The organism is Bacillus sp. TH13, from assembly GCF_016651175.1.
Classification (GTDB): domain Bacteria; phylum Bacillota; class Bacilli; order Bacillales; family Bacillaceae_G; genus Bacillus_A; species Bacillus_A thuringiensis_S.
This window is the reverse complement of the sequence record NZ_JAEKEJ010000025.1, coordinates 3,460,094-3,480,322: the sequence shown is the minus strand read 5'-3', so window position 1 is coordinate 3,480,322 and position 20,229 is coordinate 3,460,094. Positions and strand designations below refer to the sequence as shown.

Here is a 20,229-nt window from a genome sequence, read left to right as displayed (position 1 = left end):
ATCTAGCTAATAACGGAGCTACCGTCTAAGCCTAGACAAATGCTTTAGCTTAGCACTCAAGGGCGATGTTCGTCGACGTGAACCATCGGTTTTCAGCAACCACCGACTCTCTGTGAGGCTTCACAATCAACTACTCCTCCCTATCAACGCTTTCTTATGTTAAAAAAGTTGTTATCCAACTTTATTTTCTTCGTAAATTTTCTCTCCATCTTCTACAACTAACTTACGAAACTCTTCTAATAAACGGTTCGTATGTGGACCTGTTTGCCCTAAGCCAATCGTTCTACCATCTACTGTCGTAACAGCAATAACTTCAGCAGCTGTTCCTGTTAAAAACACTTCATCAGCTACATATACATCATGTCTTGTAAATAACTCTTCTCTTACGTCATACCCAAGTTTTTCGCCGATTTCTAAAATAGCGTTTCGTGTAATACCTTCTAACGCTCCAGCAGAACTTGGTGGTGTAATTAATTTATTTCCTTTTACAATAAACACGTTATCTCCTGATCCTTCAGCTACATATCCTTGATCATTTAACATAAGTGCTTCTTGTACTCCAGCTAATTTCGCTTCAATACGAACTAAAATATTGTTTAAGTAATTTAAAGATTTTACTTGAGGGGATAAAACATCGGGACGATTTCGGCGCGTTGCAACTGTTACAACTGGAATCCCTTTCTCATAATATTCTTGTGGGAATAAAGATAATTGTTCTGCAATTACTACTACATTCGGCTTCTTACATGAATCGGGATCTAATCCAAGATTTCCTGCTCCTCTCGATACAACAAGGCGAATGTATCCATTAGATAATTTATTTTGTCGAATCGTCTCAACAACAATATTTGTTACTTCATCTAATGAATATGGAATTTCTAAAAGGATTGATTTTGCTGATTCATACAACCGAACAAGATGCTCTCTCAAACGGAAAACATTACCGCTATAAACTCTAATTCCTTCAAATACTCCATCGCCATATAAATAGCCATGATCATATACTGAAACTTTTGCTTCATCTTTTGGAACAAATTCTCCATTTAAGAAAATCCATTGCTCATTCACTGGAAGCGCCTCCTATGTTCTATGAATTTTTTATTGTTTCCTAGTTTACTCTCCTTTTTAAATAAATCAAGTGAATTTTTAGAAAATTTATAATCTTTAATCGTACGTACATCTTAAATTATATTGATTTAACAACATTGTTAACGTTTACAAAAAGTTCAAAATTTTTTTCGCCAATTTTCACTAAAAAAATATTTGTTTAAAAGAAGGATTTTCATCAATTAATACGAATCTATTGTATTCAATAAACGGACGTCCGATTTTATAAATCCGGGAATATATAACGACTTTTGCTGAAAAAGGGGGAAAATAACAAAAATAGCGCTGTCTAAAAATAACATTCATATTTTTCATTTCGTAATCATAATCCTATTTTTAAAAAACAATTTGTCAAAATGAAGGAGGAAATAAATATGGCGTGTGTACAAATTAAAGGAACGAGACAAGAGGTAGTAGAAATGCTGCAATTATTTGATCTAATGGACACGAAAGGTTTTTGTAAATTCGATAATTACGTAGAGGTAGAACCAAATACGCAAGAACATAATCATTTTATTGCTTCAATCGACATCCATTCAAATACTTCTTCTGCACAAGATACATTAAACGATCAATTCGTTAGTCAAATGCTTACTGGCGTATATAACGACTAAACAAAGATTTACTTCCTACCGTCTTTTCATAAATATATGCAGTGAACTTGAGCATACTAGCAATTAGATGGTAGGAGGTGAGAATTATGGCTAGAATTGGCGTTGAAAACTCATTAACAGACGTTCAACAAGCTCTTCAGCAACAAGGTCATGAAGTTGTTACACTTAACTCAGAACAGGATGCACAAGGGTGTGATTGTTGCGTTGTAACTGGGCAAGATTCTAATGTGATGGGCATTGCAGATGTATCAATTAAAGGATCAGTCATTACAGCTCACGGTTTAACAACGGATGAAATTTGTCAACAAGTTGAAAATCGCACTTAAAAAATGAAAGAGGACTCCTTTTAAAAGGAGTCCTCTTTTTTATATTCACCTAACGGGAAAGTAACATATACTGGATGAAAGCCCTACCTCTCTCTCATCATTACGGTTCCACTGACCGCTCCTTGATTCACTAGTATACATATATAGCTTACAAATACAATTTATAGGGTTTGTTCACAAAAGTTGTTGATAAAATTACCCGATCTTTCGCAAACTTTTCGTATTGCATTCATAAGAGATATTTACTTTACACTAGCTGTAACCGAGACACGAACTAAAATTCTAACACCAATACAATAACTTGTCAACTTTTTTCCACAAATTAAAAACAGACAGTAACGGTTTGTCTGTTTTAGAATGGAGCTTTTTCTTTTATTACATATACAACAAAGCCGCTTACTAACATAAATAAGCCAACTACTAAGTTTTTGATATTAATCATAAATTCCTCTCCCTTATTCCACACATCATATATATTTACATTTCAATTATTCCGATCATCCTAAAGCGCACTTTTTCTAATATATCATAATTCCTAAAAAATGCAAGTTCACTTTCGACGACCATTCACAAATTTATCTACAGTGCTTGGTACCGTATTTAAAGCCTTTTCAATTAAATGTGTACTACTATTAAGGTGTAATACTTGCACACCGTTAGAACCGACTACTAAAAAAGCAACTGGGCTAATAGAAACCCCAGCCCCGCTTCCTCCTCCAAATGGATGCCCTTGCTTGTTCTCTTTATGCTGATTTTGCCCACCGTTATGTTTTTCAGTAATGAAATCCCCTTTAAAATCACTTCCACCAGCTCCAAAACCAAAAGCCACTTGAGATACTGTTAATACTACATTTCCGTCAGCTGTTGAGACCGGGCTCCCAACAATTGTATTTACATCTACCATCTCTTTTAAATTTGTCATTGCCGTTTTCATTAAATTTTCAATTGGATGTTCCATTATGTATTGCACCCTTTCCTCATTATTCCTTTTTATACTTTCCAAAATAGAGGAAGTCATACTAACTTTTCCTATTTCAAGAAAACATTTTCCTCCTTTTATAAGATACTACTCCCTGTACATGCTCCGGTATAGTGAAACTTTAATCAGTGGGATGTGTACGTAGCTCGACTCCCACAAATAGCAGGATAAAAAAGAAAAAGAGATACATACTACTATTGAACCTTGTTATGAAAGGAGTCATGACTTTGACTGAGAAATTTGATGATTATAAAAGAACAGATAGAATAGATAGTGATTATAGTGACTATAAAGAAGAGTACGCCGCTGAGGTTGCACCACAACGCATTGATTATGATTACGATGATAAAGACGATAAAGATGCTGTAAAATCATCCGCCGCTGGATCAACTGCTGGTTTTATCGCTCTTGCGCTATCTATCTTATCGCTATTTACATTCCCAACACTATTTGGTCTTGTTTCTGTTTTACTCGGTATTTACGCTTATAATCGCGGAGCTACTGTAACTGGCGGTATCGCTGCAGTTGTCGGTGGGATTGCTGCACTTATCGCAATTTTATTCCGAGTAGCACTAATTGGTTTACTGTTCTCTCTGTTCTAAAAAAGAAAAAGGTATCTCGCTTAACGCGGGATACCTTATCCTGTAAACACATCTTCCGATGGATATTTTATTTTTTGTTTTGCTGGTCGTGCTAAAGAGAACACAAGTGTTAATGGTCCAATTAATCCGCAAAACATAACAAACATAATAATACATTTTCCTAATGCCGATAGCTTTGCAGTAATTCCCATCGTTAACCCGACTGTGCCAAACGCTGATATTGTCTCAAATAATAATTGAATAAAGCTGAAGTTTTCTGTAAGCATTAATATAAATACCGCTGCAAAAATAAGTATTTGACTCGCAACAGCAATCGCTAAGGCCCTCGTTACTGTCGACATTTTAATTGTACGCTGAAATAAAACAATTTCCTCCTTTTTTCTAAAGAAAGAAAGGACAGATGTAATTAAGATAACAAACGTTGTTAATTTAATCCCTCCACCTGTTGATACACTTCCTGCACCAATAAACATTAAAATCATCGTAAATAATATAGATGATTCTTCCATACCTCCATAGTCAACCGTATTGAATCCAGCTGTCCGCGGGGTAATACCTTGAAAGAAGGAAGCCCATAGTTTTTCATTTAAAGATAAATTCCCTAACGTCTTAACATTATTATATTCCAATACGAAAATTACAATCATTGCTATAACATTTAGCACTACTGTTCCAATAATCATTATTTTTGAGTGAAGTGATAATTTTCGAAAACTACGACTATACCATATATCAATTAATACGGTAAAACCGAGTCCCCCGATTACAATTAAAGAGCAAATCCCAATATTAATAATGGGATCCCCTACATATCTTGTTAAATTATCTGGCCATAAAGCAAATCCTGCATTATTATAAGATGCAATTACATGAAAAATACTATAGTATAAACCTTTTCCAAAACCAAACTCTGGAATAAAGCGAAACGATAAAAAGATGACCCCAATAAGTTCAATACAAATCGAAAATATAAAGACACGCTTTACTAATTTTACAAGACCACCTATATTTGTTTGATTAAATGCTTCTCCAATTAATAAACGATGGCGTAATCCGATTTTTTTACCTAGTACCCAAACAATTAAAATGGCAATTGTCATAAGACCTAGACCACCTGTTTGAATTAAAAACATAATAACAATTTCGCCAAATATCGTAAATGTACTTGCTGTATCCACTACTCCCAAACCAGTTACGGTCGCTGCTGACGTTGCTGTAAAGAAAGCATCTACCCAACTAATATGTGCTTTCGTTGCGAATGGTAATTTCAACAACAAACCGCCAACCACAATTAAGCAGAAAAAGCCTAATGCTAATATTTGTGGTGGGTTTAATCGTATAAGACGATTATACAGCCCTTGTTTTTTTGCTACGTCCATATCACTAACTCCCTTATTAAAGTGAAGCTTTCCCCTCATACAATAAAAAGCTTTTTAAAAGCCCTTAAATAATTGGGACAAACCTTATATTCTCATAATATAGTTGAGCATAATCCTTTTTTTCATAGATTACAACTTTTATTTATATTCAGATTCCTTTTCATTTTATGCTGGAAAACTCTATATCCTAACTCAATATTGTTAGCAATAACAATTTCATATGTACTATTTTTCAAATCCCCATATCTTTCACTCTATGTTCACATAGAGGTCACATCCACCTTTTATAGTATATGTATCGAAGCTGTTCCTCCCTAATTTATAAGACATTCCCCAGTGTCTTTGAATAGCTTCCATCCCTAATTAAATTGACATAAATTGTCCCCTTCCTTGACCATCTTATAAATGATGGTCTTATTTTTTTGTCTTTCTATCTTTTATTTAAAACTCCCTCTCTCTTTCACTCTATATTCACACAGAGGTCACATCTACCTTTTATAGTATATGTATCGAAGTTGTTCCTCCCTAATTTATAAGACATTCCCCAGTGTCTTTGAACAGCTTCCATCCCTAATTAAATTGACATAAATTGTCCCCTTCCTTGACCATCTTATAAATGATGGTCTTATTTTTTTGTCTTTCTATCTTTTATTTAAAACTCCCTCTCTCTTTCACCCTATGTTCACATGAGAGTCACATCTACCTTTTATAGTATATGTATCGAAGTTGTTCCTCCCTAATTTATAAGACATTCCCCAGTGTCTTAAAGCAACTTCCATCCCTAATTAAATTGACATAAATTGTCCCCTTCCTTGACCATCTTATAAATGATGGTCTTATTTTTTTGTCTTTCTATCTTTTATTTAAAACTCCCTCTCTCTTTCACCCTATGTTCACATGAGAGTCACACCTACCTTTTATAGTATATGTATCGAAGTTGTTCCTCCCTAATTTATAAGACATTCCCCAGTGTCTTAAAGCAACTTCCATCCCTAATTAAATTGACATAAATTGTCCCCTTCCCTAGACCATCCTATGTGATGGTCTATTTTATTTTCCAAACACAAAATCAGTCTATCTACACTTAAATAAAAACCAAAAAATTCAGAAAATATTGTCAAATTAGGTATTTTTTCGGTATAATTACTTTAGAAAGAAATTTCGCAAAAACAAAAGGGGGGATTTTATTGAAACAAACAAAAGCAATCTTAATCGCATTATTTCTAGGTCTAGTTGTTGGACTCACTCTAAATTTAGCTGCTCCATCTATCTTTGAGCCACTAAATCAATATGTGTTCAACCCAATTGGTCAATTATTTATTCGACTTATTAAAATGCTAGTTGTTCCTGTTGTGTTCATTTCTATCGTACTTGGTGCTGCCGGCCTTGGAGATCCGAAACAACTTGGAAGAATCGGTTTAAAATCAATTTCATTCTTTCTCGTAACAACTGCGGTTGCCATCTCTATAGCGGTTACATTTGCACTTATTATAAAACCAGGAGCTGGCGGTAATTTTAAAACAGAAGGTCTTAAGTATGAAGGTGCAAAAACTGAAACATCTTTCGTCGACACATTGCTAAATATCGTACCAGATAACCCAGCAAAAGCGATGGCTGACGGAAACATGTTACAAATCATTGCCTTTGCCGTATTGATTGGACTCGGTATAGCTATTTTAGGAAAACGAGTTCAAGGTATCCATTCATTACTTGAACAGGGCAACGAATTAATGATGTATCTTGTTAATCTCGTTATGAAATTAGCCCCAATTGGAACATTCGGTTTGCTCGCTTCATCCGTTGGTAAAATGGGGCTTGCAGGCGTCGCTGCGATGTTCAAGTATATGATTGTCGTTATGTTAGTACTCATTATTCACGGGGTCTTTGTATATGGTGGCTTATTAAAGGTATTAGCAAAAGAAAGTATTGTTCGTTTCTTTAAACATTTCGGACCAGTAATGGCAATTGGCTTTAGTACATCTAGCTCTAATGCATCGCTTCCATTTGCAATGAAAACAGCACAAGATAAGCTTGGCGTTCCAAAAGCGATAAGCTCATTTGTACAACCACTAGGGGCAACTATTAATATGGATGGTACTGCCATTATGCAAGGGGTAGCCACTGTATTTATCGCTCAAGTATACGGTGTTGAACTTACATTACCGCAATTAGCTATGGTCGTATTAACTGCTGTACTAGCTAGTATCGGTACTGCTGGTGTGCCAGGTGTTGGACTTGTAATGCTTACAATGGTTTTAAATCAAGTAAATCTACCAGTAGAGGGTATCGCTTTAATTATCGGTATTGACCGTATTCTAGATATGTCTAGAACAGCTGTAAACATTTCTGGTGATGCAATTTGCGCAATGATTGTCGCAAAATCAGAAGAAAAATATAATACTGATCAATCGGCAGCATCTTAAATCAAAAAAGGAGTGAAATATATTCACTCCTTTTTTGATTTACTCCCTTTTTTAGAACGATATTCTTTCCCTTTATTATCATTACCAGTTTCAAATTCAGTGCTAAATTCCTGATTGAACTGGCCGGACTTTGGTGATCCTTGATTACCGCTCCCTTTACTACCGTTACGATTCGTCATATTTCTCCCTCCCTTCCTTGTATTAGTAGTATGGCGCTCTATCTTTTTTCATACACATTTTATTTTTTAACATCTATTACACACGAAAGAAGACCTCCCATATATAAGGAAGATCTTCTATTTCATCACGTAAGCGTTTTCTTGTTTATAATCACTTAAATAAGTTTTTTGGAAATTGAAATCATTACATTCATTTCATCTTCTGAAAGTGCAGAGAATCTTTCTTGTAAATATTGTTTTTTCGCATCTTCCATTTTCGCAACTAAATCTTTCCCTTGTTCTGTAATCTCTAAATACACAACTCGGCGATCTGATGTAGAACGTGAACGAGTTACAAAACCTTTATTAATTAATTTTTCTGTAACAGCTGTAATATGACTATTCGACACATTTAATTCATTTGCTACACGCGATACCATTTCTTTATTCGTACGATTTAATATTCTCAGGACGATGAATTCATTCCACGGTATGTAACCACCGAATATTTTTCCGATATCATTACGCAATGTGCGAAACATAGCAAACACATTTGTCGATAGTTCTTCCATTAATTGCTCTCGATTTTGAGACAACATTGACAGCTCCTTTTATTTCATTTAGTTAAATAAAAACCTTATTAATAATTTTACATGAAATCTTACTTTTTGTCACCTTATTTTCCCATAATTCGTAGTTTTTTAATATGTATTTCATGATAAAATGAAGTCAACTTCCAGAAAAAGGGGGTATTTTAATGCGTGAGGAGGAGAAGTTCTCAAATCTCAGCCTAAAAGATAAAACGATTATCATTAGTATTATTGCTCTTTTTCTCATTATAGTTTTTGCATTTATATTTTTTGTATATGTAGGAATCTTTCAAATTACAGGTATAGAGTATAGTTCACGTAATGCGTTACTTCTCTTTTTTTTATTAATCACTTTCTTAGACAGTATTACATTTTTCATCTTCAGTTTCTTCAAAGCGCTGCTATATCCACTGACACAAAACATGCCAAATTGGATTTCTATTACTCTTTTCTCATTCATTGAAATTACACTAGATTGGTTCGTCATTCATACTGCTGATGATTGGATAGAAAGCGTACAAATGTCCAACATAGCTGAATTATGTGTCGTACTATTCTTTTTCCTCTTAAATAAATTATTAAGTGACGAGAAAGAGTAAGAATACAAGCTTTTCTATATAAAAATTGGTACAATGAAAGCAAATCTTACTAAAGAGGTGCTAATTATGAACTTACAACAATGGGCTGATAAAGGTATGTCCTTTGATACATATGTGAATGAAATGCAAGTAAACCAATATGAGCTACTACACATTTACAATAACTTTTTAATTCCAAATGAATTACTTCCTGTATTAGAAGAACGTCAAAATGACGGCTGGCGTGTTATCGTATTAACTGCTGATTGGTGTGGCGATGCTCTTTTATGCGTACCTGTTATGAAACGAATTTCTGAAGTTGCAAATATTGAAATGAGTTTATTAATTCGCGACGAAAACTTAGAATTAATGGATCAATATTTAACAAATGGAACAGCACGTGCGATTCCAATCTTTATTTTCATTGATAAAGATGGAAATGAACAAGCCGTCTTTGGACCACGCGCTCCAAAAGTACAAGAATTAGTAACTTCAATGCGCGCTACATTACCTGAAAAAGAAGATCCAACATTCGAAGAAAAACAAAAAGAAATGTATGCTAATTTCCGTGCTACATTAGCTGATGATACTTCTCTTTGGGAGCATGTAATGGAAAATATGGTGGAAAAAATAGTAAAATAAAAAAACTGCCGAGCTCGGCAGTTTTTTTTATTACATAATGAAGAAATAGAATACCGCAGCTAAAATGAAACGATAATAAGCGAACGGTGTTAGTTTCACACGAGATAATAATTTCAAGAATGAAACAATTGCAAGCATCGCAACAACGAATGCAGTTACAAATCCTGTTACAAATAGCGTTATATCTGCCGAGCTTAATACATCCCAGCTTTTAATTAAATCTAATCCACTTGCAGCTACCATCATCGGCACCGCTAAAATGAACGTATATTCAGCTGCCGCTGTATGCGACACGCGAGCTAATAAACCACCACTGATTGTAGAACCAGAACGAGAAAATCCTGGCCAAAGAGCTAAACATTGAAACATTCCAATTGTAAATGCCTGTTTATATGTGATTTCATCTAACGTTCTTGCTGTACTTGGTTTTGAAAACTTCTCAGCAACAATCATTAAAATACCACCGGCTACTAAGCTAATAACAACTGGTCCTGGACCAAATAAAACCTCTTTAATAGTGCTATGGAATAATACGCCAAGTATCCCGGCAGGAATCATCCCGATAATAATATGTAATAAATTTAACGATGGTCCGTCTGTTACTTTACCTATTCCAACTAACGACCATAGACGCTTCCAAAATATAACAACAACTGCTAAAATCGATCCCAATTGGATAACAACTTCAAAAACTTTCGCTCTCTCATCGTCAAATCCAATTAAATGTCCTGTTAAAATCATATGTCCTGTTGATGATACTGGTAGAAACTCTGTTAACCCTTCAACAGCACCCATGATTAAACCAATTAACCAATCAGCCACAAGTAGTGCCTCCTTAATAACAAATAATATGTAATTTTTTCACACCTTATCATAATACCTTATCCCTTTTCAAAGTGCATCCTTTTTTTATTGGTTTCATATGTTGTAGGCGCGTATTTCTTTTCTAATCTTTGATTAAATTGTATGATAGTAAGAGTTTGTTTTTTTATATGGAAAGGGGATTTTATGAAAGAAACTACTTCATTTTCACAAAAGTTAAAGCAATTTGTATTACTATTTTTTCCGATTTTCGTAACGCAAATGTCATTATTTGCGATGAGTTTTTTTGATACAACAATGTCAGGACATGCAAGTCCAACTGATTTAGCAGGTGTTGCAATTGGAACAAGTATATGGCTTCCAGTTAGTACGGGATTAACAGGAATTTTAATGGCTACTACTCCCATTGTTGCACAGCTCGTCGGATCCAAGAAAAAAAAGGACGTTCCCCACGTTGTCATACAAGCAGTTTATTTAGCAATTTGTGCTAGCTTCGTTGTTATCCTCATCGGTTTCTTCGTCGTTTCACCTATTTTAAACGGCATGCGCTTAGAAGAACCTGTGGAACGAATTGCAGCTCAATTTTTAAGTATTATCGCAATAGGAATTATACCTTTATTCACTTACACTGTTTTACGTGGATTTATTGATGCATTAGGAAAAACTCGAACAACGATGATTATTACATTGCTATCATTACCAATTAACGTAATATTAAATTACCTATTAATTTTTGGTAACTTCGGTTTCCCAAAGCTTGGTGGTGTCGGAGCAGCAATTGCTTCCACTGCAACATATTGGTGCATTTTAATTATTACAGTCATTATTATTCAGACGAAAGAGCCTTTTGCCTCTTTCAACATTTTCAAACAATTATATCGCCCTTCTCTTTCTAGTTGGACAGCATTCTTAAAGCTTGGCGTTCCTATCGGATTTGCTATCTTTTTTGAAACGAGTATTTTTGCTGCGGTAACGCTCATGATGAGTAATTTTAGTACGACAACTATTGCAGCTCATCAAGCAGCTATGAACTTTGCTTCCTTGTTATATATGACTCCGCTCAGTTTAGCAATGGCAATGACTATTGCAGTCGGATTCGAAGTTGGAGCAAAACGTTACGATAATGCAAAACAATACGGACTGATTGGAATTGGATTAGCCCTTGCCTTTGCTTTATTATATTCGATTCTTCTCTACTTCTTTGATAATCAAATTGCTTCTATTTATACGACAGATGCAAAAGTTCATCATTTAGCAAAAGAATTTCTTATCTTTGCGATTTTATTTCAAATTTCAGATGCAATTGCAACCCCTGTACAAGGAGCTCTGCGTGGTTATAAAGATGTAAATGTTGCTCTAATTATGACTTTAATTGCTTATTGGATAATAGGTCTACCACTAGGTTACATATTAGCAACGTATACAGAATGGGCCGCAAAAGGCTATTGGATCGGTCTTATTATCGGTCTAGCATTTGGCGCTGCCTTCCTACTTATCCGTCTCTTTCAAGTACAACGAAAATATACAACACAAAACAGCCGCTAATAATAAAGTGGCTGTTTTCTTTATGCATATTTTTTCTTGTAACGTATAATATAATGAAAAAGAAAGGTGGGTACATATGGACGAAAAAGAAAAAAAGCAACCATTCGATGAAGAATTTGCCCCTGAAATTTCACCTGGATATCGGCAAGATGTACATAAGCCACCTAAATATAAAAACACTTCGTTTTTAATGGGCATTACCATTTTCGCTGCTGTATTACTCATACTTATCATTTTCGTTTATTTTTGATGAAAGGTGGCCTATTATATGAAGAAACAAAATTCCAATCGTTCCAAAAGAACTGTTAAAACACAAAAAGGATATGCAGGCGATTCTGTTCATACACTTAAACAAGTAGAGCAAGGAAATTTATATATTGCTCAAAAAGAACTTGGTCAACAAAATGAAAATCTTTAAAGGTCCTTGATTCCTTGAGGGCCTTTTTATTCCGCATTAAGTAGTACACCCCCAAATGATCTATTGAGCAATGAATTTCCTTTATTGTACGCGCTGCTTTTGTTCTAGCACCATAAATATATTATTAACCTTTACAATTTTCACTTCATAATTCAATTTCATTTCGCTTCTCTTACCATTTTCAGTACCCGCAACGTACGCTACAGCTTGATAGAGAAAACTCTCATCTGTCTCTTCACGTATCTCCTCGTTTGTAAATTTATACTCTAACTCTTGAAAACGATTTGGATAATAATTTTCCATTAATTGTTCATACCCTCTATTTAAAAATATTTCTTCACCTTTTCGTTTCACATCTTCTTTATTATTAAACTCAAACACTGATAGTTGTTCAGTCACAAAATGCTCTCCTACCTTTTTCATTTCATTATGAGTTAAATTTTCTATACTTTTATTCTTTAACTCCTTATTTAATCCGTACTGATCAATCGGTTTAAAGGTAGCAAAAACCTCCTCTTTATATGACCAAAACAATACAAAAGCGATACATAGAGAAATGATTAACAGTCTTTTTTTCGTAATACTCCCGCCCTTCTTCATAATGATAGCTATATTTTAACATATAGAAAGAAAATTCTGATATCATAAAGTAGAATAACTTAACTCAGAAACGAGGAACAATTATGGACTCTTACAAACATTATATAAAAGAAGCTTTGCCTAATCTTTCTATACGTTCATATAAACAAAATGAAGAAGGATGGGATAATGTAGCAGTTATAGTAAATGATGAGCTACTGTTTCGTTTCCCGCGAAAACAGGAATATGCAATGCGAATTCCGTTAGAAAAAGAACTATGCACAATTCTCACTCAATCACTACAAGAAATCGAAGTTCCACAATATCACCTAATTTATAAAAATGAATCTGAGGAGGTTCCTCTTTGTAGTTACTATACTCTCATTCATGGTGAACCATTAAAAACAGAAACAGTTGCCAATCTGGAGGATACAGAGCTAAAAGCAATTATTACACAATTAGCTACTTTCCTTACGGTACTACATAGTATTCCTTTAAACCAAGTTACACCGCTATGTTTCCCTATTGAAAAAACATGTACCTACTGGAAAGAGCTACAAACAAAATTAAATCAATATCTCACTACTAACCTTACTTCATTACAGAAACTAGCCTTAAATCGCTTATTTGAAAATTTCTTTGCATGTTTAGCTACATCCACTTTTCAAAACACAATCATTCACGCTGATTTTACACATCATCACATTTTATTTAACAAGCAGAACAAAAGCATTTCAGGTGTTATCGATTTTGGTGATGCGCAAATTGGCGATCCTGCTTTTGATTTTGCAGGACTATATTATGATTTCGGACATGAGTTTACTACTTCTGTATATGAACAGTACAGTACACTTATTTCTCATCATGATCCATTACTCATTCACCGCATTACTACCTTTTATCAATACAGTCCTTTATTACATAATATTATTTATAACTTTGAGTCAGAGAATGAACTCGAATTCATTACAGGTACAGAACAGCTAAAAATGATATTACAGGGATGAGATTACATTCTCTCCCTATATACTCTCTCCTCATACATCATTAACTTTTTATCCATTTCAACAATAACTTTATACAATTGAAATGCCTGTAAGATTTGCAGTTGAATTTCAAAAGGAGCATTTTGTTCTTTTAACCATTGAAATACTTTCGTTTCATCTTTCATTAATTATTCCTCCCTTTATCCCGCTATTTGCGGGCAGTAAGACCCCCACCTCATAATTCAGCGGAAGCAAAGAAGTTAGGTGGGGGGCGGGCTGCCCGTTAAAGCCCGATTGGTTAAGGCTAATAATCAGTGGGGGATGAACAACCCCCCACTGATTAAAGTTTCACTTTATTAAAATCTGCTACAAATATACCGTAAATGATGAAAAGCTTTTCATGTCAATAACAAAAAAGGATGCAAAATTGCATCCTTTAATGTACGATATTTTTCTTCTGCTTCGCTTCTTTCTTTACTTCTTCCCTTTGGCATTCGCTACGAAACGCGCAACTCATACACTCAGAACGAAAATGACGCTCTGTATAATGCTCAGGTTGCTGTAACATTTCTTTCATTCTAGATAAATCAGCCATTCCAGTTATAATATCTTCCTGTTTCGGAATGTACTCATACTTAGTTCCTTCTATTAAATTAATAACTTCAATTTTTCCTGGAAGAACGCCGAAAGCTTTATAACTGAATACTGTTATTAGCTTCTGACAAAGAGCAAGCATTTCCTCATCTGCATCGACAACATACTTTTTAATTACAAACGACTCAGCACTCCACTCACCAACTTCAAATGTCAATGACATGTGGACACCTAACTCTTCCATATATGTTTGAAACTTCTCGTATAAAAACAATGGTGGTGTCTGACTATCATCCCTTTCAACAAACTGTAATAAGTGATCCGTTAGCTTCGCTAATACAATATAGTACTCTGTCTTCGAAGCAAACATATTAATCCTTACTTTTTTCCAACACTTTTCTATTAATATTAAAAGTACAATTTTCGTTTGTTGACCCGCAGGTAGCGTGTAATACTCGTTAATAATTTGATTCACAATCATTTGTGCTATTTGTTGCCATTCAAATGAAGAAGGTTCTCTTCTTTTTATATGACGAAAATAAAATTTATGCGGACACCGCATAAAATCATACAAATGATAATCTGTCATCGTTTTAATTGAGATTTTCTCATGCACTTGCTCTTCATCTCCCTTCTGCCATTAAGAAAGGTGTTTTACAAATTCAGCTCCAAACTGTAAACATTTCTCTACATCTTCATCTTCTGGCGTTAATTCTACTTTTAGTCCTTCTAACACAACTGCTGCACCGCGCTCTTGTAGCTTTTCTATTAAAATGTCAACCGCCACTCCGTATTTCGGATAAGCCGAATCACATGATCCGAATACTGCCGCTTTTTTCCCAGTTAAATCAATAGAATCCATTGCATCATAAAAATCTAAGAAATCATCAGGAAGATCACCATCTCCCCAAGTGTATGCACCTAAAATAATTCCATCATACTGTTCTAATATAGAAGCTTCTGGTGAATCCATAATATCAATAACTTCAATTTCATTTTCTGTTTCACGAATTACGCCGGCAATATGGTCAGCCATTTCCTCTGTATTTCCACTCATACTTGCAAAAATCATTACTAACTTACTCAACTGAACCTCTCCCTTTACTTTGTATCTCTTTTTCTGTTTGAATACTCTTCTTCTCATCTACATATTCAGACCGAATTATATTTCGTTGCCATTCCATATGCTGATCAACATCTTTATTTTTATCTTTTAATCCCCTCCGTAGAAGGTGAAATTTTTTTCTCATTAACATGTCGCATCCATCCTATTGATAATAATTATCAATTTCAACTACATTTAGATTAATTGACATTGATTATCAATGTCAATAACTTTTTTTAAAAAAATGATTAAAATGTACAAGCTTGTCCGTTAGCTATTCATATACTATGAATGAGCATAGTTCTTTCTCAGCCCTCTCTGACGGAAAGAAATAAAAGCAACTGCAATAGAGCGCAGTTGCCTTTTTTTGTTTTTCTATGATTTTATTAACCTTATAGTCGTCTCTAAAAATAGCTCCACTCCACAAATTAATGCTGATTCATCCACATCAAATTTCGGATGATGGTGTGGATAACAAGTATCTATATTTTCATTACCTGTTCCTAATTTAATGAAACAACCCGGCGCTTTTCTTAAATATGCTGAAAAATCTTCTCCTCCCATAGAAGGTTCAAGCTTCACAACACGCTCATTCCCAAACAAATGTAGTGCACTTTCTTCTACTACTTTCGTAATATATTCATCATTAATAACAGGATCATATCCGTAACGATACGTATATGTATAATCTCCTCCATGTGCTTTTGTAATTCCTTTCACGATTTTCTCAATTTTTTCTTCCGCTTCTATTCTTAATGTTTGATTAAAAGAACGTACAGTTCCCATTAAAGTTGCTGTACTTGGAATAATATTATCAGCCATTCCCCCATGAAACTGCGTAACTGAAACGACTCTTTGCATGAAAGCACTTGTATTTCTTGATACGATATGTTGTAAATTTGTAATAATCTGTGCTCCGATAGCAATAGGATCAATCGTTTCTTCTGGACGTGCTGCATGTCCTCCTTTGCCTTGAATCTCAACTGTAAATACGTCTGGAGCTGCCATCATTGGCCCATACGCAATGCCTATCTTTCCGCTCTCCAATCCAGACATAACATGTAAACCTATTACATAATCAACACCGTCCATAACGCCCGCCTCGACCATTTCTTGTCCACCACCAGGGTATACTTCTTCTGCATGCTGAAAGAATAGACGAATTTCCCCTACAAACTCTTCCTTCATATTTGATAACACCTCTGCTGTACTTAATAAAATAGCTGCATGAGCATCGTGCCCACATGCATGCATCACTCCTTTATTTACAGACGTATAAGATTTCCTTGTCTCCTCTTGGATTGGTAAAGCATCTATATCAGCTCGAATCGCAATCACTTTCCCTTGCTTCACGCCTCTTTTAATTGCTAGTACACTATACTTCGTCGGTCTCGTTACTTCAAAAGAAGAAAACGAGCATAATGTATCATATATAAATTTCGAAGTTTCTTTTTCATGAAATGATAATTCCGGATACTTGTGGAAATGTCGTCTCCATTTTATAATGTTTTCTTCTGAAATAAGATCCTTCCAAACCCTCTTCATTAGAGATTCCTCCTTTTAAGAAACTTTAGGAATTCATACATTAACTATGAAAAAATGCAAACAAATATTGCATTTCTATACATTCTCTCAGGGCAATTTTATACATTCACACAATCCACTTCCTATTTACATATCAAACCCATTACAAATTCATGCTGAATGTAATATAATTGCTAAGTTAGGGATTTTCTTTTTTAGTATTTAGTGCTAATATCAGAAAAGAGCCTTTTGACTTATTTTTACCTAAAATGTGGGATTTTGTTTTTTTCACAATAATGTAGGACATGATACCTACAAAGAGCTATTATTTCATTAAGAGAGGGAAAGACATGGAAAGATTAAAAGAGATATGGTCTCGACCACTCACACAATGGATTGCAAAGACGGTTTATTACCTTGCAATTTTATTTGCATTACTTTGGTTGTATGGATTCCATGATACAAACACAAGTACATTTATTTACAATGAATTCTAGGGTGGGAACGTTATGAAGTTATTAGAACTAATTGAAAAGTGGGCTATTGAAACGCCTGATCAAACTGCTTTTGTTTGGCGAGATGCGAAAATTACGTACAAACAATTAAAGGAAGATTCTGATGCGTTAGCACATTGGATTTCTTCTGCGTATCCAGATGATCGTTCACCAATTATGGTGTATGGCCATATGCAACCTGAAATGATTATTAACTTTTTAGGATGTGTAAAAGCTGGACATGCTTATATTCCTGTAGATTTATCTATCCCAGCTGATCGTGTACAACGTATCGCTGAAAATTCTGGTGCGAAATTACTTTTATCGGCAGCAGCAGTAACTGTAACTGATTTACCAGTTCGCATCGTAAGTGAAGACAACTTAAAAGATATTTTCTTTACTCATAAAGGGAACACTCCAAATCCTGAACATGCGGTAAAAGGTGATGAGAACTTCTACATTATTTACACATCAGGAAGCACAGGTAATCCGAAAGGGGTTCAGATTACTTATAACTGCCTTGTTAGCTTTACAAAATGGGCTGTAGAAGATTTCAACTTACAAACAGGGCAAGTATTCTTAAACCAAGCACCTTTCTCATTCGATTTATCTGTCATGGATATTTACCCATCATTAGTAACAGGTGGTACACTTTGGGCAATCGATAAAGATATGATTGCGCGTCCAAAAGACTTGTTTGCTTCTTTAGAGCAATCGGATATACAAGTATGGACTTCCACACCTTCTTTCGCTGAAATGTGTTTAATGGAAGCATCCTTCTCTGAGAGTATGCTACCGAACATGAAAACATTCTTATTCTGCGGTGAAGTATTACCAAATGAAGTAGCTAGAAAATTAATTGAGCGTTTCCCAAATGCAACAATTATGAATACGTACGGTCCAACAGAAGCTACTGTCGCTGTAACAGGTATTCACGTTACAGAAGACGTACTTGATCAATACAAATCACTTCCAGTTGGCTATTGTAAATCAGACTGTCGCCTTCTTATTATGAAAGAAGATGGCACGATTGCACCTGATGGTGAAAAAGGTGAAATCGTAATTGTCGGTCCAAGCGTAAGCGTTGGATATTTAGGAAGCCCTGAATTAACAGAAAAAGCATTTACTATGATTGACGGTGAGCGCGCCTATAAAACAGGCGATGCTGGCTATGTAGAAAATGGTCTTCTATTCTATAATGGTCGTCTTGATTTCCAAATTAAGCTGCATGGTTATCGAATGGAATTAGAAGAAATTGAGCATCACCTTCGTGCGTGTTCTTACGTAGAGGGAGCAGTTATCGTTCCAATTAAAAAAGGTGAGAAATACGATTATTTATTAGCGGTTGTTGTTCCTGGAGAGCATTCGTTTGAAAAAGAATTCAAATTAACATCTGCAATCAAAAAAGAACTCAATGAGCGATTACCAAACTACATGATTCCACGTAAATTCATGTATCAATCTTCTATTCCAATGACACCAAATGGAAAGGTAGATCGCAAAAAATTATTGAGTGAGGTTACAGCATGACCGCATATGGATCATTTTATTTTTTCGCTATAGTGGGCATTTTATTAATACCTACTATCATAGCTGGATTAAAAGGTAAAATGTTGCGTAAATATAATGCCGTTTTAACATTAGTCATGCTTGCTATTATCTTCTCAGATAAACCAAAGCAAGCAATGATGTTAGCTGCATTTATTATTTGGCAATATGCCCTTATTAAAGGCTATTTAATTTTAAGAAAGCAAAATAATAGTACATTCACATTTTGCATAGCTGTTATTTTATCGATTTTGCCTCTTATTTTGGCAAAAATCGCACCCTTTGCATCGTTATTACCTGAGTTAAAACTTGTTGTTTTTCTAGGTATATCTTACGTAACATTCAGAGCAGTTCAAATGGTATTTGAAGTTCGTGATGGTTTAATTAAAGAGCTTTCTTTCTTTAACTTCTGGGAATTCGTTTTATTCTTCCCTGCAATTTCAACAGGACCTATCGATCGTTACAGAAGATTCCAAAAAGATATTCAAAAGCCACCTAGCGCTGAAGAATATCAAAATTTACTATATACAGGACTAAATCGTATTTTCCAAGGTTTCTTGTATAAATTTATTATTGCTTACTTAATAAAGCAATATTGTATGGATCCAGCATTCGCTCAACACGATACAATCTTTTCAAATATGATTTACATGTATAGCTATAGCTTATATCTATTCTTTGATTTTGCTGGTTATAGCTCTTTTGTAATTGGTGTAAGTTATATGATGGGAATTAAAACGCCAGAAAACTTTAATAAGCCATTCCTTAGTCGTAATATTAAAGACTTCTGGAACCGCTGGCACATGAGTTTATCATTCTGGTTCCGTGATTTTATTTACATGCGTTTCGTCTTTTTTGCAACGAAGAAAAAGTTAATTAAGAACCGTTACACAATTTCATATATCGGTGCATTTTTAAACTTTTTCATTATGGGAATTTGGCATATCCAAGGAAGCGCTGTTGCGCAGTATATTATTTATGGTCTATATCATGCCGCACTGTTTATTTTATTCGATATTTTCGAACGAAAAAACAAAAAGCATAAGTTTTGGCCAAACAATAAATTCACACGCATCCTTGCGATTGTAATTACGTTCCACGTTGTATGTTTCGGTTTCCTAATCTTCTCTGGACACCTTAACAGATACTTTTAATGCACCCTTCTTATTCCATTAAGAAGTTGCACATATAATAATTTCGGATATAAAGGAGATTT

26 protein-coding genes and 1 other annotated feature (1 of these 27 running past the window's edge) are annotated in these 20,229 nt (G+C 34.6%); of the genes, 13 read left to right on the top strand and 13 right to left on the bottom strand.

Going from position 1 to position 20,229, the window contains the following annotated elements:
- Positions 1-156 (bottom strand) — a binding site (T-box leader); it reaches 72 nt to the left of the window's first position.
- A 15-nt stretch (positions 157-171) separates the two neighbouring features.
- Positions 172-1,068, bottom strand: coding sequence for a branched-chain-amino-acid transaminase (gene ilvE, locus JFU02_RS26480; RefSeq protein ID WP_001005486.1), 897 nt, complete (start codon positions 1,066-1,068; stop codon positions 172-174).
- Between the two features lie 413 nt (positions 1,069-1,481).
- Here ilvE and JFU02_RS26475 point away from each other — a divergent pair, with 413 nt between their 5' ends.
- Positions 1,482-1,721: a DUF3911 family protein gene (locus JFU02_RS26475; RefSeq protein WP_000752514.1), complete on the top strand. Its 240-nt coding sequence runs from the start codon at positions 1,482-1,484 to the stop codon at positions 1,719-1,721.
- 86 nt (positions 1,722-1,807) lie between these two features.
- Positions 1,808-2,047: a YkuS family protein gene (locus JFU02_RS26470; RefSeq protein WP_141526993.1), complete on the top strand. Its 240-nt coding sequence runs from the start codon at positions 1,808-1,810 to the stop codon at positions 2,045-2,047.
- A 352-nt stretch (positions 2,048-2,399) separates the two neighbouring features.
- On the opposite strand, the gene JFU02_RS26465 is transcribed toward JFU02_RS26470, so the two are convergent.
- Positions 2,400-2,489 carry a hypothetical protein gene (locus JFU02_RS26465; RefSeq protein ID WP_000608227.1) on the bottom strand — a complete coding sequence of 30 codons (90 nt, stop codon included), beginning with the start codon at positions 2,487-2,489 and terminating at the stop codon, positions 2,400-2,402.
- A 108-nt stretch (positions 2,490-2,597) separates the two neighbouring features.
- Positions 2,598-3,065 (bottom strand): GerW family sporulation protein, encoded by a 468-nt coding sequence (gene ytfJ / locus JFU02_RS26460; protein ID WP_042972355.1) that lies wholly within the window; start codon positions 3,063-3,065, stop codon positions 2,598-2,600.
- Between the two features lie 188 nt (positions 3,066-3,253).
- On the opposite strand from ytfJ, the gene JFU02_RS26455 reads away from it, so the two are divergent.
- Positions 3,254-3,628 carry an imidazole glycerol phosphate synthase gene (locus tag JFU02_RS26455; protein WP_179879786.1) on the top strand — a complete coding sequence of 125 codons (375 nt, stop codon included), beginning with the start codon at positions 3,254-3,256 and terminating at the stop codon, positions 3,626-3,628.
- Between the two features lie 35 nt (positions 3,629-3,663).
- Here the strand turns inward: JFU02_RS26455 and JFU02_RS26450 are convergent, their stop codons facing one another.
- Positions 3,664-5,007 (bottom strand): TrkH family potassium uptake protein, encoded by a 1,344-nt coding sequence (locus JFU02_RS26450; protein WP_000382144.1) that lies wholly within the window; start codon positions 5,005-5,007, stop codon positions 3,664-3,666.
- Between the two features lie 1,187 nt (positions 5,008-6,194).
- On the opposite strand from JFU02_RS26450, the gene JFU02_RS26445 reads away from it, so the two are divergent.
- Complete coding sequence (locus JFU02_RS26445; RefSeq protein ID WP_000814809.1) at positions 6,195-7,430, top strand: dicarboxylate/amino acid:cation symporter; 1,236 nt, start codon at positions 6,195-6,197, stop codon at positions 7,428-7,430.
- A 23-nt stretch (positions 7,431-7,453) separates the two neighbouring features.
- Here JFU02_RS26445 and JFU02_RS26440 read toward each other — a convergent pair whose 3' ends face one another.
- Positions 7,454-7,609: a hypothetical protein gene (locus JFU02_RS26440; RefSeq protein WP_000184928.1), complete on the bottom strand. Its 156-nt coding sequence runs from the start codon at positions 7,607-7,609 to the stop codon at positions 7,454-7,456.
- Positions 7,610-7,764: 155 nt separating this feature from the next.
- Positions 7,765-8,184, bottom strand: a complete 420-nt coding sequence (locus JFU02_RS26435) for a MarR family winged helix-turn-helix transcriptional regulator (RefSeq protein WP_000081432.1) — start codon at positions 8,182-8,184, stop codon at positions 7,765-7,767.
- A 161-nt stretch (positions 8,185-8,345) separates the two neighbouring features.
- On the opposite strand from JFU02_RS26435, the gene JFU02_RS26430 reads away from it, so the two are divergent.
- On the top strand, positions 8,346-8,777 hold the full coding sequence (locus JFU02_RS26430) for a regulatory YrvL family protein (RefSeq protein ID WP_001206403.1): 432 nt from the start codon (positions 8,346-8,348) through the stop codon (positions 8,775-8,777).
- 33 nt (positions 8,778-8,810) lie between these two features.
- Complete coding sequence (locus tag JFU02_RS26425) at positions 8,811-9,398, top strand: thioredoxin family protein (RefSeq protein ID WP_002040836.1); 588 nt, start codon at positions 8,811-8,813, stop codon at positions 9,396-9,398.
- A gap of 30 nt (positions 9,399-9,428) precedes the next feature.
- On the opposite strand, the gene uppP is transcribed toward JFU02_RS26425, so the two are convergent.
- Entirely contained in the window at positions 9,429-10,220 is a 792-nt protein-coding gene (gene uppP, locus JFU02_RS26420; protein ID WP_000796253.1) for a bacitracin resistance undecaprenyl-diphosphatase, read from the bottom strand.
- Between the two features lie 186 nt (positions 10,221-10,406).
- Here uppP and JFU02_RS26415 point away from each other — a divergent pair, with 186 nt between their 5' ends.
- The 3 genes from JFU02_RS26415 (at position 10,407) to JFU02_RS26405 (ending at position 12,183) form a co-directional block, all read left to right on the top strand.
- Positions 10,407-11,765 (top strand): MATE family efflux transporter, encoded by a 1,359-nt coding sequence (locus JFU02_RS26415; RefSeq protein ID WP_000665559.1) that lies wholly within the window; start codon positions 10,407-10,409, stop codon positions 11,763-11,765.
- 76 nt (positions 11,766-11,841) lie between these two features.
- Positions 11,842-12,015 (top strand): hypothetical protein, encoded by a 174-nt coding sequence (locus JFU02_RS26410; protein ID WP_000343556.1) that lies wholly within the window; start codon positions 11,842-11,844, stop codon positions 12,013-12,015.
- Between the two features lie 18 nt (positions 12,016-12,033).
- Positions 12,034-12,183 (top strand): hypothetical protein, encoded by a 150-nt coding sequence (locus tag JFU02_RS26405; protein ID WP_000744623.1) that lies wholly within the window; start codon positions 12,034-12,036, stop codon positions 12,181-12,183.
- 81 nt (positions 12,184-12,264) lie between these two features.
- On the opposite strand, the gene JFU02_RS26400 is transcribed toward JFU02_RS26405, so the two are convergent.
- Complete coding sequence (locus JFU02_RS26400) at positions 12,265-12,783, bottom strand: hypothetical protein (RefSeq protein WP_061667997.1); 519 nt, start codon at positions 12,781-12,783, stop codon at positions 12,265-12,267.
- Between the two features lie 83 nt (positions 12,784-12,866).
- On the opposite strand from JFU02_RS26400, the gene JFU02_RS26395 reads away from it, so the two are divergent.
- Positions 12,867-13,769, top strand: coding sequence for an aminoglycoside phosphotransferase family protein (locus JFU02_RS26395; protein ID WP_000378989.1), 903 nt, complete (start codon positions 12,867-12,869; stop codon positions 13,767-13,769).
- 2 nt (positions 13,770-13,771) lie between these two features.
- Here JFU02_RS26395 and JFU02_RS26390 read toward each other — a convergent pair whose 3' ends face one another.
- The 5 genes from JFU02_RS26390 to JFU02_RS26370 form a co-directional block, all read right to left on the bottom strand.
- Positions 13,772-13,933 carry a hypothetical protein gene (locus tag JFU02_RS26390; protein ID WP_000651086.1) on the bottom strand — a complete coding sequence of 54 codons (162 nt, stop codon included), beginning with the start codon at positions 13,931-13,933 and terminating at the stop codon, positions 13,772-13,774.
- A 251-nt stretch (positions 13,934-14,184) separates the two neighbouring features.
- The gene (locus JFU02_RS26385; RefSeq protein WP_000544568.1) at positions 14,185-14,958 is read right to left on the bottom strand and encodes a hypothetical protein; all 774 of its coding nucleotides are present in this window, start codon (positions 14,956-14,958) and stop codon (positions 14,185-14,187) included.
- A gap of 24 nt (positions 14,959-14,982) precedes the next feature.
- Positions 14,983-15,429: a flavodoxin gene (locus tag JFU02_RS26380; RefSeq protein ID WP_000041153.1), complete on the bottom strand. Its 447-nt coding sequence runs from the start codon at positions 15,427-15,429 to the stop codon at positions 14,983-14,985.
- Positions 15,422-15,598 carry a hypothetical protein gene (locus tag JFU02_RS26375; protein WP_000929008.1) on the bottom strand — a complete coding sequence of 59 codons (177 nt, stop codon included), beginning with the start codon at positions 15,596-15,598 and terminating at the stop codon, positions 15,422-15,424. The genes JFU02_RS26380 and JFU02_RS26375 overlap by 8 nt, the downstream gene beginning before the upstream one ends.
- Positions 15,599-15,822: 224 nt before the next feature.
- Positions 15,823-16,992 (bottom strand): amidohydrolase, encoded by a 1,170-nt coding sequence (locus JFU02_RS26370; protein ID WP_000832762.1) that lies wholly within the window; start codon positions 16,990-16,992, stop codon positions 15,823-15,825.
- A gap of 329 nt (positions 16,993-17,321) precedes the next feature.
- On the opposite strand from JFU02_RS26370, the gene JFU02_RS26365 reads away from it, so the two are divergent.
- Genes JFU02_RS26365 through dltB form a run of 3 tightly spaced genes read left to right on the top strand, consistent with a single transcriptional unit; the run spans position 17,322 to position 20,167 of the window.
- Positions 17,322-17,468 carry a teichoic acid D-Ala incorporation-associated protein DltX gene (locus JFU02_RS26365; RefSeq protein ID WP_000440291.1) on the top strand — a complete coding sequence of 49 codons (147 nt, stop codon included), beginning with the start codon at positions 17,322-17,324 and terminating at the stop codon, positions 17,466-17,468.
- 12 nt (positions 17,469-17,480) lie between these two features.
- Positions 17,481-18,995: a D-alanine--poly(phosphoribitol) ligase subunit DltA gene (dltA, locus tag JFU02_RS26360; protein WP_097888293.1), complete on the top strand. Its 1,515-nt coding sequence runs from the start codon at positions 17,481-17,483 to the stop codon at positions 18,993-18,995.
- Positions 18,992-20,167 carry a D-alanyl-lipoteichoic acid biosynthesis protein DltB gene (gene dltB, locus JFU02_RS26355; RefSeq protein WP_000127954.1) on the top strand — a complete coding sequence of 392 codons (1,176 nt, stop codon included), beginning with the start codon at positions 18,992-18,994 and terminating at the stop codon, positions 20,165-20,167. Before dltA ends, dltB begins: the two co-directional genes overlap by 4 nt.
- Positions 20,168-20,229: the final 62 nt, after the last annotated feature.

Excerpts from the sequence above, each read along its gene's own strand:
- JFU02_RS26425 (WP_002040836.1), top strand. The coding sequence starts at position 8,811 with ATGAAAGCAAATCTTACTAAAGAGGTGCTAATTATGAACTTACAACAA.
- ytfJ (WP_042972355.1), bottom strand. The coding sequence starts at position 3,065 with ATGACTTCCTCTATTTTGGAAAGTATAAAAAGGAATAATGAGGAAAGG.
- JFU02_RS26465 (WP_000608227.1), bottom strand. The coding sequence starts at position 2,489 with ATGATTAATATCAAAAACTTAGTAGTTGGCTTATTTATGTTAGTAAGC.
- JFU02_RS26405 (WP_000744623.1), top strand. The coding sequence starts at position 12,034 with ATGAAGAAACAAAATTCCAATCGTTCCAAAAGAACTGTTAAAACACAA.
- JFU02_RS26390 (WP_000651086.1), bottom strand. The coding sequence starts at position 13,933 with ATGAAAGATGAAACGAAAGTATTTCAATGGTTAAAAGAACAAAATGCT.
- JFU02_RS26415 (WP_000665559.1), top strand. The coding sequence starts at position 10,407 with ATGAAAGAAACTACTTCATTTTCACAAAAGTTAAAGCAATTTGTATTA.
- dltA (WP_097888293.1), top strand. The coding sequence starts at position 17,481 with ATGAAGTTATTAGAACTAATTGAAAAGTGGGCTATTGAAACGCCTGAT.
- JFU02_RS26365 (WP_000440291.1), top strand. The coding sequence starts at position 17,322 with ATGGAAAGATTAAAAGAGATATGGTCTCGACCACTCACACAATGGATT.
- dltB (WP_000127954.1), top strand. The coding sequence starts at position 18,992 with ATGACCGCATATGGATCATTTTATTTTTTCGCTATAGTGGGCATTTTA.
- JFU02_RS26370 (WP_000832762.1), bottom strand. The coding sequence starts at position 16,992 with ATGAAGAGGGTTTGGAAGGATCTTATTTCAGAAGAAAACATTATAAAA.
- JFU02_RS26475 (WP_000752514.1), top strand. The coding sequence starts at position 1,482 with ATGGCGTGTGTACAAATTAAAGGAACGAGACAAGAGGTAGTAGAAATG.
- JFU02_RS26395 (WP_000378989.1), top strand. The coding sequence starts at position 12,867 with ATGGACTCTTACAAACATTATATAAAAGAAGCTTTGCCTAATCTTTCT.
- JFU02_RS26400 (WP_061667997.1), bottom strand. The coding sequence starts at position 12,783 with ATGAAGAAGGGCGGGAGTATTACGAAAAAAAGACTGTTAATCATTTCT.
- JFU02_RS26410 (WP_000343556.1), top strand. The coding sequence starts at position 11,842 with ATGGACGAAAAAGAAAAAAAGCAACCATTCGATGAAGAATTTGCCCCT.
- JFU02_RS26450 (WP_000382144.1), bottom strand. The coding sequence starts at position 5,007 with ATGGACGTAGCAAAAAAACAAGGGCTGTATAATCGTCTTATACGATTA.
- JFU02_RS26430 (WP_001206403.1), top strand. The coding sequence starts at position 8,346 with ATGCGTGAGGAGGAGAAGTTCTCAAATCTCAGCCTAAAAGATAAAACG.
- JFU02_RS26375 (WP_000929008.1), bottom strand. The coding sequence starts at position 15,598 with ATGTTAATGAGAAAAAAATTTCACCTTCTACGGAGGGGATTAAAAGAT.
- JFU02_RS26440 (WP_000184928.1), bottom strand. The coding sequence starts at position 7,609 with ATGACGAATCGTAACGGTAGTAAAGGGAGCGGTAATCAAGGATCACCA.
- JFU02_RS26470 (WP_141526993.1), top strand. The coding sequence starts at position 1,808 with ATGGCTAGAATTGGCGTTGAAAACTCATTAACAGACGTTCAACAAGCT.